Raw genomic sequence first — 12,103 nt, forward strand, 5'->3', positions numbered from 1 at the left:
CCACATGTGGCGCTGCCGGAGAAGCGGGTCGTCATGCGATGTGCTGAGAGGCTCGTCGCTCAATGCCGGCCTCGGCGGGTTGGGTGTGCTGAAACATGGGCGGTAAGTCAACTTTTCGCGATGAATGGTCGAAGTAGAGAACGCGCCGCTGCGACTCGGGGCATTATGCTAATACTGACTGCGCACTCAGTCAACGACTGGTCGTGCAGGCGATCGATGCGAGGGTGTCCGGAAAATTGGACGAGGAGGGGGCGGGATCAGTGAGTGAACGTGCGGTGGGACCGGGAAAGTCGGGCGCGATTCTCGATATTTTCACGCGCCATGTCGCCGAGAAAGGCTATGACGGAACGAGTTTCAGCGGTGTCGCCAGCGAGCTGGGCATCTCGCAGGGTTTGATTGTGCACCATTACGGCACGAAGGCGCGGCTGCTGGAAGTTCTGCACGTTTCCTATATGCGGCGCCGTATCGATGAGGCGGAGCGAATCGTATCGACCTTCGCCACACCGCCCGAGCAGCTGGCCGGGCTGTTGCACGCGGCCATGCTGTATCAGGTGCACGACCGGAACGGGACTGTCGCATTCCAGCGCGAGGTCGCACGGCTCGCGCGGGAGGATGCGGATTCCGAGGGGCGCAAGCTGCGCCGGCATTACACCGGAATCCTGCTCGGTGTCCTCGACGCGGGTATCGCGTCCGGTGACTTCCGGCCCGTCGACACCAGCATCCGGAGCCTGCTCATCTTCGGTGCCGCGCAATGGGCGTGGACGTGGTTCGAGCCGGAAGGGCGCAGATCTGCCGAACAGGTCGGTGCCGAACTGGTAGATCTCGCTCTCGGATCCCTGTTGGAGGACAGGACCTCGTTGCCGCGCCTCCGCGATCCCGAAGGCCAGGTCGTCGCAACGGTGATCGACATCATCTCCACTGCCCCGGAGGAGTCTGGACCAGCGTTGGGGAAATGACCCGGCGCCGACCTGAACCGTGCCGACCTGAACCATTCGGGTTGTACGGCAACTCGGCAGGGCTAGTCGAGGCGGGTGGCGGCCACGGCCCACACGGGCACGTGCACCCGGTTGTTCTTCAGCAACGGCCCGATGATCTGGAGTTGCTCCATCATCGGCCTCATCCGATCAGCCCATCCGGAGTCGTCGCTCATCTCCTGGGTCATGTAAGCGAATGTCTCCGGGCCGAAGTTGGCCTGGTAGGTGGTGGTTCCCAGGTGGTCGATCACCCACCCGGCCGGGGAAAGCACGCGGTCGAAATTCTCCGCCGGCAAACCTTCGAGCTGAACGCCGTTGACGTTGTGGCGGCCGAATTCGAACATGAACAGTCGCGCGCCCCGTCTCGTGGCGCGGTGCAGGGCCTGCGCGTACCGGATCTGAGTTTCTTCGTCGTCGAGGAACACGTGGTAGAAGGCGCTGTCGACGACTGTGTCGAACCGATCCTCCAAGCCCTCGAGTTTGGTGGCATCGGCCACCTCGAAGTTCACCGCCACCTCGGCGCGCTCCGCGTTGCGCTTGGCCCGCTCGATCGCCGATGGCGACGAGTCGATACCGGTGACCGAGTAGCCCTTGGATGCGTAGTAGATCGCGTGATGTCCCGGGCCGGTTCCGGGGTCGAGCACCTCGCCCCGCACGGCGCCGTAGGCCACCAACTCCTGCACCGCCGGCTGTGGGCCGCCGATGTCCCAGGGGATCAATGCGGGAGCACCCTGTTCCGATGCCGTGTCGTGGTACAGGGCTTCGAAGTCCATCTGATCGTCGTGCTTCGGTTCGGTGCCCATGACTCCTCCTTCGATTGCGGATGGGCAACACATGAAGGGTCGTGCCAGCGATGCGACGAATCGTTCCGATGATGGGACGTCAGTTCTCGGTTCAGTTTAGTTGTTGCACCACCGGCGGTGGCCCGGTGCTGTTGTTCATTCCGCGCCCGGTGCCGAAAATACTGATCTGACGAATTCAAATCCTTTGGCGTATGTGGCTTTTGGTGAAATGTTTCGACCGAAATTGTCATTGGCCGATGCTGGATGGCGCGGAAACGGTTGCCACCAGAGCGAGTTGGTTCGGGTTGCTAACAGTTCCGCTGAGTGGGACACGGGCCGGTTGCCGTCCCGAAGGCTGGGTTACTGTCCGGTTGGTTCGATGATCAGCATCACATTACGGGTAGCAGGGCTATGAAACTGACGTATTTGCTGTGGGGGCGAATTGAAGACAAGCCCGCACGATGGCGAACTGCGGCGGGCGCTGTCCCACTGCGGTCTCAGCGAACTGCAGGTGAATATCCGTGACGAGTACGTCGCCGCGGCCGAGCTGTGGATGTGCACCTATGACACGCCCGTCGACGCCGTGGTGACGCTGCATGGGGTCGAGGACCCCGATCGGATCACCGCGCTACTGCGACCGCTGGCCGATCGGCTCGACGGGTTCGTCGTCGACGAGCTCACCCCGTTGCGCCCGCCGCGCACCCAGGGGTGTCCGCGCCGACGCGTTCGCGCGCATCGCGGTGAAGCACGTGGTCGAGGCGGTGGACGCGCTGAAGACCTGGAACAGCGCGCACGGCTATGTGGCCGGCCGACCTGACCGGTGATGGCCACCAGTGGCACCGAGTCCATCTGCGCGTCCGCGATCGGGGTGACCAGGAGACCCGGGCGCCGTGGCTGGAGAACTGGATCGGCGACCACACCCGGGTCGCGCTGGACAACCAGGCCAGTCTGGGCTACATCCAGAATCCGGTGCTGGGCTCGATCACCCCCGACGGACGGGTGGACGCCGTTGTCGAGGAACTGTTCCCGATGGCTGCGATGTCGGATCCGCACGCCTACTGGGGAAGCGGCGGTGACGACGCCGAACTCGAGCGGCGCATGCTCGACAGCATCGCCCGTGTAGGCGCCGACCGCGACCTCGGCGTCATCCCGACCAGCCGCTACGTTTACTCCCTGCGCTGACCGTCCGCCAACCCCCGGCCGTGCTGAAGCCCGAGCCGGCGTACGGGCCGGTGCTACAGGACCGGTCGCCCGCGGAGATGCCCGAGCCGAACCGGTCGAGCAGGTGTTTGTTCATGACCGCCCGTCGCGGTCGATGAGGACGCCCGGATTGAGGATCCACGCGGGGTCGAGGGCATGTTTGGTGGCGCGCAGGGCGGTGGCGAACGGGCCGGGTCGTTCCCGGTCGTACCAGCGCCGGTGGTCGCGGCCGACGGCGTGATGGTGGGTGATGGTGCCGCCGTTGGCGGAAATGGCTTCGGAGACAGCGGTTTTGACCTCGTCCCACTGTTCGACGGTGCTCCCCCAGCGGCCGGCGGCGTACGCGCCGAAGTAGGGTCCGGGCCCGTCGGGATAGACGTGGGTGAACCGGCAGGTCAGCACGCCGGTGACACCGGCCGATCGGAACGCGTCGGCGGCCGCGGTCTCGATGGCGGCGCGCAGCTGGTCGAATCGGTCCCAGGTGCAGGCGGTTTCGAAGGTTTCGGTGATCATCGACTGGGCGGCGAGGGCGTCGCGCTGATAGGGCATGCGCAGGAACGACGAGCGCCAGGTGTCGGAGGGGTCGGCGTCGGATGCGGCGGGAGCCTCGTCGCGGGTGCGGCCGCCGAACCCCGCGCAGATCTCGACGGCACGGCGCAACGATTCGTCGACGGGGTGGTCGGCGGATTCGAATCCGAGGACCAGGACTCCCCCGGCGGCGAGGACTCCCGCGTTGAGGAACGCTTCGGCGGGGTCGAGCAGCCGGCAGTTGGCCGGATTCAGCCCGGATTGGGCCAGGGTGCGGGTGGCGTCGACGGCGGCGCGGTAGTCGTCGAACAGGACCGAGGCCTTCGCGCGCCAGCGGGGCCGATCCTGCAGCCGCATCCACGCTTCGGTGATGACGCCGAGGGCGCCCTCCGAGCCGAGGAACAGGCGGTCGGGGGCGGGCCCCGCGCCGGAGGCGGGCAGCCGCCGCGATTCGCCGACCCCGACGGGGGTGACGACGCGCATCGATTCGAGCAGGTCGTCGATGTGGGTGTAGAGGGTGGCGTAGTGTCCGCCGGCGCGGGTGGCGAGCCAGCCGCCGAGGGTGGAGAACTCGAACGATTGCGGGAAGTGCCGCAGGGTCAGGTCGTGGGGTCGCAGCGCGGATTCCAGTGCGGGCCCGAGGATTCCGGCCTGGATGCGGGCCGCGCGGCTGGTGCGGTCGATCTCGAGGACCTGGTCGAGCGCGGTGAGATCGAGCGCGACGCTGCCGGGATAGTCGCCGCAGTCGCGGGGTTCGACACCGCCCACGACCGAGGTGCCGCCACCGAACGGGACGACGGCGAGTCCCGCGCCGGCACACCAGTCGAGGACGTCGACCACGTCCTGCTCGGTGCGCGGCCGCACGACCAGGTCGGGGACATCGCCGACGCGGCCGAGCAGGTTGCGCACGATGTCGCGGAAGGCCTGGCCGTGGCCGTGCCGCACGCGGTCGGCGGTGTCGTAGGAGACGATCCCGGCCAGGGCCTGCGGGGCGCGGGTGCGAGGTTGCCGGATCGGGAGTGCGGTGAGCTCGGGCGGCTGGTGGATGGTGAGGTCGGCGTCGGGCAGCAGGTCCGCGATCCGCTGGGTCAGTGCGGTGCGTTCGGCGCCGGTGACGGCGTCCTCGACGGTGCCCCATCCCCACCACGATCTGGTTGCCATGGTCATATCCTCCACTCGCCACATTAATGACCGATGGGTAAATTACTACATGGTCAATAATGGTGGCGGCAAGGGGAGACATCGCCGACACCGCTGGGCGGTCACCGGATTCGGGTCAGGCGAACGCGGCGATGAGCCGGCGGGTGCGGGCCGCCATCTCCGGCCCCGGCACCTGCGGATGCCGCTGCCACCAGTGGATCAACGCGGTCACCGCACCGATCCACACCTCGGTGAACGCCGCCAGATCCACCGGATCGGTGATCGCACGCGCGGCCATGAACGCCGACATCCCGCGCGCGGCCTGCTCCTCGATCCGCGCGCGTGCCGCATTGGCGGCCTCGGCGGCCGGGCCGTCGGCGGGATGGCTGCGATCCAGCAGCACGTTCCAGTCGTGCGGGCGGTGCTCGAGCGCGCCGAAGATCGCCAGCAGGGTCCGCTCGGCCATGGTCAGATCCGCGGTCCCCGACAGCACCGGCTCGACCGCCTCGGTGACGGCCCGGGCGGCCCGCTCCACACACGCGGCATAGAGCCCGTCCCTGGTGTCGAAACAGGTGTGCACCAACGTCTTCGACACCCCGGCCTGCTTGGCGACGGCCGCCATCGACAGACCCGCGTAGCCGACCCGCGCGATCTGCGCGGCGGCGGCGTCGAGGATCTGCTCCTCACGTTCGGCGCGCGGCACATTCCTGCTGCCCGCGGTGCGTGCCATCTCAGCCCTTCCCGGATGCGGCGGTCACGACAGTGCCGTGATCAGGCGGCGGCTGCGCGCGATCATCGCCGCGGCGGATTGTTCGGGATGACGGATCCACCACGACACCAGCGCGGTGACCGAACCCATCCAGATATCGGTGAACACCGACAGATCCTGCGGATCGCCGACCCCGCGCGCCCGCATCACCGCGCCCGCCCCGTGCGCGGCCTGCGCGGCGATCCGCCGGCGCGCCGCCCGGGCGGCGTCGGCGGCCGGACCGTCGGTGGGATGACTGCGATCGAAGAGCACATTCCAGTGGTACGGGCGATGCTCGAGAACCCCGAAGATCGCCGCGAGGGTGTTCGCCGCCATCTCCAGCTCGGCCGGACCGGCGATGACGGTGTCGATCGCGTCACCGATCGCCGCGGCGGCCCGCTCCACGCATGCCGCGTACAACTGGTCCTTCGTGCCGAAGTAGGTGTACACCAACGGTTTCGACACCCCGGCCCGGGCGGCGACCTCACCAGGATTCAACCCGGCATACCCGACCGCGGCGATACGTTCGGCGGCGATCTCGAGGATCTGATTCTCCCGCTCGGCGCGCGGCACACCCTTGGTTCCCGCCGTACCCATTCCACCGTCCTCGGTCACACACCCTGTCACCAGCAACCTACCGAATCGGCGAACCTGCCCGGCCCACCCGCCACGCGCGCCGGGAACCGGGCGGACCTGTCAGGGTGGGCTCGCGACGTGGCAGGCCGCGCCGGCTCACGCACGCCGTGGTGGACGCCGGCTGGCTACCAGCCAATGGAAGCTGGTGCCGCCGAGGAGGATCGGTGGTTCGCGACCCGGACATGAGAGAGCCCCTCCGGGCAGGTGGTGCCGGGAGGGGCTCGCGCACTGCGTCCGGTCAGCGGATGGTGCCGGCACCCGGGATCAGCGGCAGATCCAGCGGGGTGACCCAGCCCGGTGGCAGGGCGTTGACCGCGGGCACGGCGTTGAGGGCGCGCATGCCGGTGGCCAGGCACCCGGCCACGGCGGGGGTGCGGCCGGAACCGTCGGTGAAACGGAACGAGGTCTCCTGCGAGATCGACGGGCTGCCGAGAATGTCGACCCGGTAGACGTCGTCCTTGGTGCCCGCGGGCCAGTCGGGGGCGGCGTCGAGGCCGATGCGGTTGACGTGTTCGAGGGTGATGACCTCGCGGCCGCGATACACACCGTTGATGGTGAAGCGGATCGCGGCGACCGTGCCGGCCTTGATGATGCCCTTGGCCGAGGGCCGGTCCTCGGGCGTCACCCACTTGTCCCAGGTGGTGGTGATGGCGTCGAGTTCGATCCCGGCGGCAGTGGCGATCATGGGAACCGTTGCACCCCAGGCCATCACGAGCATATCGGGGTGTTCGAGCAGGGCGGTGAACTCGGGCGGGTGGCCGATGCCCATCTCGAATTCGTAGTCGCCCTCGTAGTCGGTGTAGTCGAGCAGCTCCGAGGCGCGCACCGATTCGACCTCACCGCACAGGCCCATCAGGGTCATGGGGAACAGGTCGTTGGCGAAGCCCGGGTCGATGCCGGTGGTGAAGCACGACGCTCCACCGGCCGCGCACGCCTCGGTGATCGGGTCGCGCCAGAACGCGGGCAGCTTGTCCATGTGCGGCCACACCCACGGGGTCATCGCGGTCGAGCACACGTCGATGCCCGCGCGCAGGAACGACCCGATGACGCGCATGTTCTCCTCGGCGAACGCCGCCGTCGGCCCGTAGTGCACGACCGCGTCCGGGCGCAGCGCGATCAGCTCCTCGACCGAATCGGTCGCGAGCACACCGGTTTTCGCGGCCCCGCACAGGTCCCCGGCGTCCTTGCCGACCTTGTCGGGATTGCTGACGCCGACCCCGACCAGGTCGAAGCGCGGGTGGCGCAGGATCTCGGCCAGCACCATGGACCCGACCACGCCGGTTCCCCACAGCACGATGCGCTTGTTCACGGTTGCTCCTGTACTCATCGGTGGAACTCGCCGCAGTCGACGGTGAGCATCTGGCCGGTGACGGCGGTGGCGAGATCACTGGCCAGGAACAGGGCCGCGCGCGCGACCTCCTCCGGGCCGGCCAGGCGGCCCAGATCGGTGGGTGCGGCCTTCTGCCGGTAGATGTCGTCGTGGGTGACCCCGGCCTGGCTCGCCAGCCAATCGAAATAGGCCTTGTTGATGTCCTCGTACACATACGACGGTGCGACGGAATTGACGCGGATGCCGCGCGGCCCCAGCTCGGTGGCCAGCGACGAAGCCAGGTGCGCCAGTGCGCCTTTGGACAGTTTGTAGCCCGAGTACTCCGGTTGCGAGCTGTAGGACACGCACGAGTTGAGCATGATGACCGACCCGCGCGAGCGTTCCAGCGCGTCGGCGAACAGCGCCGACAGTCGCAGCGGCGCGAACACATTCGTCTCGTTGGCGTGGCGCAGCGCCTCCACCTCGATCTGGGTGATCGGGTACATGGGCGGGATGGCGAAGGCGTTGTTGATCAGGCAGTCGACCCGGCCCATTGCGGCCAGCGTGGTCTCGACGAGCGCGGCACGCTGGGCTTCGTCGGTGATGTCGGTCTTGGCCACCACCGCGGCCCGGCCCAGGGCGCGGACCTCGTCGGCGTATTCGTGCAGGCGTTTCTCGGTGCGTCCGGCCAGCACCAGATCCGCGCCCATGCGGGCGGCTTCGATGGTGAGCGAATGGCCCAGGCCCGGTCCGACACCGGAGACCACGATGACCTTGCCGGCCAGCAGCGGCACCGGCTGATAGGTGTCGGCGGGGGTGACCTGCGGGGCAGCTGACACGACTCCTCCTCGAGTCCTCAGCGGTTACAGAATGTAACGACTTTGATGTGACAGACTGTATCGACTCCTGCCCGCAGCGACAAGGACGGATTTCCGTGACCACACGCCACCGGCTGGGCCCGCACCGCGACCCCGCGGTGGACGCCGCGGTCCTCGACGCCACCCGCGCCCTCGTCGTCGAACAGGGCTACGGCGCCACCTCCATCGACGCCATCGCCGCCCGCGCCGGTGTCAGCCGCCCCGCCATCTACCGGCGCTGGCCCTCCAAGGCCCACCTCATCGCCCAGGCCGTGTTCCCCGACGTCGGCTCCGCGGTCGTCGCACCCGATCTGCTCGCCGAGATCCGCAAGGTCATCCGCGGCACCATCCAGCTGTTCGGATCGGCCGAAACCCGCGCCGCCATGCCCGGACTCATGGCCGAGATGCGCCAGGACTCGGGCCTGTACGAGAAACTGTCCGCCCGCCTGGACACCCCCACCCGCGACGAACTCGCCGACTACCTGCCCGGCGACGCCCAACGCCCCGGCCTGGACCCCCACACGGTGCTCGACACCATCGCCGGAGCCGCCCTGTTCGCCATGTGCATCCGCGACATCGACGACCTGGACGGATTCGCCACCTCCCTCGAAGACCTGCTGCTCTACGGCATCCTGGGCACCCGCCCCGACACCGAATGACCCGGTGCGGCCGCGCATCTCGGCGAGACCGACACCCAGCATCAGCATCAGCGAGTCGAACAGCGGCCAGAATTCGACCACCGCGCCCTGGGCCACCCGGGACTCCTGACCTGCCGCATTCGGGCCCGCGACACCCACTCCACCCCCTTACCGTCTGAGCAGGCTTCGATGGTGAGGGGAACGAGAATTGTGATGAGCGAACCGAAGTCGAGTTCGGCGACCGCATCACCTCGTTCCTGCCGACCGCGCACATGGCCGACCGGGTCACCAACCTGTACCTGCACGAATACTTCGGCACCCAGATCACCGTCGTCCCCGACCGCACCCAGCTGCCCGCCGCCCTGGCCGACGTGCACCCCACCATCTGGGGCGCGGTCCCGCGCGTGTGGGAGAAACTCAAAGCGGCCGTGGAATATTCGGTCACCGCCGAAACCGACCCCACCCGCCGCGCCGCCCTCACCGGGGGGCTCGAGGTCGCCGCCCGCAAGGCCGCCGCCCAGCCGGCCGGCCAGCCGATCGACTCCGACCTGGCCGCCGAATGGGACAGGGCCGATGCCGCGGTGCTGCGGCCGCTGCGCACCGAACTCGGCCTGGACCAACTCAAATGGGCGCTGTCGGGGGCCGCGCCGATCCCGCCGGAAACCCTCGGGTTCTTCTTCGGCCGGGGCATCCCCATCGCCGAGGTGTGGGGCATGTCCGGGCAACAGTCGCCCGACGGTGCCCAGGCGGGCTTCGGCAGGCGGCCACACCCTGACCTGCACCGCATCCGATCCGGCCGTCTCCGCATCCCGTCGCGGAGGCGGCCGGATCGTGTTCGCGCCGGGCTCGATTCGTGACCGGGGGAACTGACCCCTTCATAACAGAGCACTTGCTCTGTTATGGTCGGTGCATGCCCCGCCCCCGCACCCACGACCCCGACCTCGTGCTCGACGCCGCCGAGGCCTTGGCCGTGCGATCCGGGCCCGCCGCGGTGACCATCCGCGCGGTCGCCGCCGCCACCGGCGTCTCCAACGGAGCGCTGTACCACACCTTCGGGTCACGCGCGGAACTGGTGGGGCGCACCTGGATCCGGGCCGCCCACCGGTTTCTCGCACTCCAGGCCGCCATGGTCGCCGAGGCCGGCGACGGCGTGGCAGCGGTCATCGCCGCCGCCGAGGCGCCCGCGGAATTCGCCGCCCGCCACCCCATGTCGACCCGGCTGTTCTTCACCGTCCGCCGCGACGACCTGCTCGGCGAGGACCTGCCCGAACCCGTCCGCGCCGAACTGGCCGCCACCCAGGCCACCCTCGTCGAGCTGATGAAAACCCTCGCCCGCCGACTCTGGGACCGCGCCGACGCCGCCGCTGTCGACACCCTCACCCTGTGCCTGGTCGACCTGCCGACAGCGATCCTGCTCGACCGCGACCGCCTCGCCAATCCCCTTGCCCGCCAACAGTTACAGGCCGCCGTCCGCGCGGTCCTCGACCTCGGGCCCACACCCGCACGACCGAAAACCTCCTGAGGAAGGACACCCCATGCCCACACTCACCTACCACGACAAGATCGCCGTCCTGGACCTCGGCGGCGACGAGAACCGCTTCTCACCCGAATTCCTCGACCAGATCGGTGCGCACCTCGACACCGCCGTCGCCGACGGCGCGCACGCCCTGGTCACCACCGCCTCCGGCAAGTTCTACTCCAACGGCCTGGACCTGGACTGGCTCTCGGCCAACGATGAACGCGCCGAATGGTATGTGGCGCAGGTGCAGTCGCTGCTGGCCCGCGTGCTCACCTTCGAGCTGCCCACCGCCGCCGCCCTGCCCGGGCACGCCTTCGGCGCCGGCGCCATGCTCGCCCTCGCCCACGACTTCCGGGTCATGCGCGCCGACCGCGGCTACTTCTGCTTGCCCGAAGTCGACATCCGCATCCCCTTCAGCCGAGGCATGGCCGCGCTCATCCAAGCCAAAGTCACTCCCAGGACGGCGGTCGCGTCCATGACCACCGGACGCCGCTTCGGCGGCCCCGACGCCCTCGCCCACGACCTCGTCGACGCCACCACCGACCTCGACACCCTCACCGGCACCGCGCTCGGGATGCTCGCCCCGCTCGGGGCCAAGGACCCGGCCACCCTCGGCGCCATCAAGGCCACCATGTTCGCCGACGCCGTCGCCGCCCTGAACAACGCCTGACCCGGCTCACCGGGCGCGGCCGGCCACCGGCACCGCCGGCCGCGCCCGGTTGTCGCACGGCGAGCACTCCATTCCGATGGGCGACATGCCCACGGGGACACAGGATCCCGGCCCCACGGCGGCCACTGGCTTATCCAGTGTGCGCGCCGGCCGCCCATAGATGCGGCAACAGCAACTCCGCGACCGCATCCGGGCGTTCGGCCTGCAGGAAATGCCCACAGCCGGGCAATTGCGCGTGCTGGACCCCTGCATGCTCTGCCAGTACCCGCTGCAGATCCGGCGACATGCAGCCATCGCGCAGCCCGGCCAGCGCGAGCGTCGGCAGCGGAGCGGCCTCGGCCATCAGGATGTCGCTGAATTCGCGAGTCGCCCTGCGCTGCACCGTGAACAGCGAGCGGTAATACCGCGTCGCAGCCCACGCCATCACCGGATCGGTGAAAACGGCTGCCACCGGCGCGAACTCGTCGTCGGTGAACGCCCACCCCGGCGACCACCGCCGCCACAGCGCCCGCACGAACCCCGCACCCCGGCGGGTCAGCAACCGCGGCGACAGCCCCGACTGCATGACCAGGATGTACGACGACAACACCAGCTGCCGCGGCAGATACCGCCACATGCCCGGCGCCACCCCGCCCCCGAACGGCGGAATCGCCAGCAGTGTCAACGACTCCCACCGCCGCGGATCCTGCTTGGCCAGGATCATCGCCACGAACGCACCCCAGTCGTGTCCCACCAGATGCGCGCGCGGCTCACCCAGCTCCGCATGCCAGGCCGCCACATCCGCACTCACCGCCATCAGGTCATAGCGCGCCGCCCGCGACGCCGACCCCGGCGTATAGCCGCGCAACCACGGCGCCAGCACCTGATACCCGGCCTCCACCAGCAGCGGGATCAACCCGTCCCACGTGTGCGGCGTATCCGGAAACCCGTGCAGCAGGATCACCAGCGGCGCGTCGTCCGGACCACAATGACGAGCGGACAGTTCCAGGCCGTCACGGCGCAACGTCAGCGGGCGCGCAACAGGATGATCGATCGGCATGCACATACCCTCTCACTCGTGTCGACTGTCGAATTCCTGGACACCTGAACACATTCGGCCCCG

General features: G+C 68.8%; 13 protein-coding genes and 1 pseudogene. 7 read left to right on the top strand and 7 right to left on the bottom strand.

Going from position 1 to position 12,103, the window contains the following annotated elements:
* Positions 1-260 precede the first annotated feature (260 nt).
* Positions 261-956, top strand: a complete 696-nt coding sequence (locus AB0L60_RS10135; RefSeq protein WP_364610250.1) for a TetR/AcrR family transcriptional regulator — start codon at positions 261-263, stop codon at positions 954-956.
* 62 nt (positions 957-1,018) lie between these two features.
* On the opposite strand, the gene AB0L60_RS10140 is transcribed toward AB0L60_RS10135, so the two are convergent.
* Positions 1,019-1,747: a class I SAM-dependent methyltransferase gene (locus AB0L60_RS10140; protein WP_364610873.1), complete on the bottom strand. Its 729-nt coding sequence runs from the start codon at positions 1,745-1,747 to the stop codon at positions 1,019-1,021.
* Between the two features lie 451 nt (positions 1,748-2,198).
* Here AB0L60_RS10140 and AB0L60_RS10145 point away from each other — a divergent pair, with 451 nt between their 5' ends.
* Together AB0L60_RS10145 and AB0L60_RS10150 are read left to right on the top strand one after the other, a co-directional pair.
* Positions 2,199-2,573, top strand: coding sequence for a hypothetical protein (locus tag AB0L60_RS10145; RefSeq protein ID WP_364610253.1), 375 nt, complete (start codon positions 2,199-2,201; stop codon positions 2,571-2,573).
* Positions 2,555-2,938 carry a hypothetical protein gene (locus AB0L60_RS10150; protein WP_364610256.1) on the top strand — a complete coding sequence of 128 codons (384 nt, stop codon included), beginning with the start codon at positions 2,555-2,557 and terminating at the stop codon, positions 2,936-2,938. The genes AB0L60_RS10145 and AB0L60_RS10150 overlap by 19 nt, the downstream gene beginning before the upstream one ends.
* 111 nt (positions 2,939-3,049) lie before the next feature.
* Here the strand turns inward: AB0L60_RS10150 and AB0L60_RS10155 are convergent, their stop codons facing one another.
* From AB0L60_RS10155 to AB0L60_RS10175, 5 genes are all read right to left on the bottom strand, one after another.
* A complete protein-coding gene (locus AB0L60_RS10155) occupies positions 3,050-4,651 on the bottom strand; it encodes an FAD-binding oxidoreductase (RefSeq protein WP_364610259.1) in 1,602 nt (533 codons plus the stop codon).
* A 109-nt stretch (positions 4,652-4,760) separates the two neighbouring features.
* Positions 4,761-5,354, bottom strand: a complete 594-nt coding sequence (locus tag AB0L60_RS10160; RefSeq protein WP_364610262.1) for a TetR/AcrR family transcriptional regulator — start codon at positions 5,352-5,354, stop codon at positions 4,761-4,763.
* Between the two features lie 24 nt (positions 5,355-5,378).
* The gene (locus AB0L60_RS10165; RefSeq protein WP_364610265.1) at positions 5,379-5,969 is read right to left on the bottom strand and encodes a TetR/AcrR family transcriptional regulator; all 591 of its coding nucleotides are present in this window, start codon (positions 5,967-5,969) and stop codon (positions 5,379-5,381) included.
* A 277-nt stretch (positions 5,970-6,246) separates the two neighbouring features.
* The gene (locus AB0L60_RS10170; protein WP_364610268.1) at positions 6,247-7,335 is read right to left on the bottom strand and encodes a dihydrodipicolinate reductase; all 1,089 of its coding nucleotides are present in this window, start codon (positions 7,333-7,335) and stop codon (positions 6,247-6,249) included.
* Entirely contained in the window at positions 7,332-8,156 is an 825-nt protein-coding gene (locus AB0L60_RS10175; RefSeq protein WP_364610271.1) for an SDR family oxidoreductase, read from the bottom strand. Before AB0L60_RS10175 ends, AB0L60_RS10170 begins: the two co-directional genes overlap by 4 nt.
* Positions 8,157-8,251: 95 nt before the next feature.
* Between AB0L60_RS10175 and AB0L60_RS10180 the strand changes: the two genes are divergently transcribed.
* From AB0L60_RS10180 to AB0L60_RS10195, 4 genes and pseudogenes are all read left to right on the top strand, one after another.
* Entirely contained in the window at positions 8,252-8,833 is a 582-nt protein-coding gene (locus AB0L60_RS10180; RefSeq protein WP_364610274.1) for a TetR/AcrR family transcriptional regulator, read from the top strand.
* 209 nt (positions 8,834-9,042) lie between these two features.
* Positions 9,043-9,669, top strand: a pseudogene (locus AB0L60_RS10185) (AMP-binding protein); the annotation flags it as partial.
* Between the two features lie 53 nt (positions 9,670-9,722).
* Positions 9,723-10,334, top strand: a complete 612-nt coding sequence (locus AB0L60_RS10190; RefSeq protein ID WP_364610277.1) for a helix-turn-helix domain-containing protein — start codon at positions 9,723-9,725, stop codon at positions 10,332-10,334.
* Between the two features lie 13 nt (positions 10,335-10,347).
* Entirely contained in the window at positions 10,348-11,001 is a 654-nt protein-coding gene (locus AB0L60_RS10195) for an enoyl-CoA hydratase-related protein (protein WP_364610280.1), read from the top strand.
* A 130-nt stretch (positions 11,002-11,131) separates the two neighbouring features.
* Here AB0L60_RS10195 and AB0L60_RS10200 read toward each other — a convergent pair whose 3' ends face one another.
* Complete coding sequence (locus AB0L60_RS10200; RefSeq protein ID WP_364610283.1) at positions 11,132-12,040, bottom strand: alpha/beta hydrolase; 909 nt, start codon at positions 12,038-12,040, stop codon at positions 11,132-11,134.
* Positions 12,041-12,103 lie beyond the last annotated feature (63 nt).

Source organism: Nocardia sp. NPDC051981, assembly GCF_040680715.1.
Classification (GTDB): Bacteria; Actinomycetota; Actinomycetes; order Mycobacteriales; family Mycobacteriaceae; genus Nocardia.

Bases quoted from the DNA above. Each gene is read 5' to 3' on its own strand.
- AB0L60_RS10200 (WP_364610283.1), bottom strand. From the start codon at position 12,040: ATGCCGATCGATCATCCTGTTGCGCGCCCGCTGACGTTGCGCCGTGAC.
- AB0L60_RS10160 (WP_364610262.1), bottom strand. From the start codon at position 5,354: ATGGCACGCACCGCGGGCAGCAGGAATGTGCCGCGCGCCGAACGTGAG.
- AB0L60_RS10190 (WP_364610277.1), top strand. From the start codon at position 9,723: ATGCCCCGCCCCCGCACCCACGACCCCGACCTCGTGCTCGACGCCGCC.
- AB0L60_RS10150 (WP_364610256.1), top strand. From the start codon at position 2,555: ATGTGGCCGGCCGACCTGACCGGTGATGGCCACCAGTGGCACCGAGTC.
- AB0L60_RS10140 (WP_364610873.1), bottom strand. From the start codon at position 1,747: ATGGACTTCGAAGCCCTGTACCACGACACGGCATCGGAACAGGGTGCT.
- AB0L60_RS10170 (WP_364610268.1), bottom strand. From the start codon at position 7,335: ATGAGTACAGGAGCAACCGTGAACAAGCGCATCGTGCTGTGGGGAACC.
- AB0L60_RS10155 (WP_364610259.1), bottom strand. From the start codon at position 4,651: ATGACCATGGCAACCAGATCGTGGTGGGGATGGGGCACCGTCGAGGAC.
- AB0L60_RS10165 (WP_364610265.1), bottom strand. From the start codon at position 5,969: ATGGGTACGGCGGGAACCAAGGGTGTGCCGCGCGCCGAGCGGGAGAAT.
- AB0L60_RS10195 (WP_364610280.1), top strand. From the start codon at position 10,348: ATGCCCACACTCACCTACCACGACAAGATCGCCGTCCTGGACCTCGGC.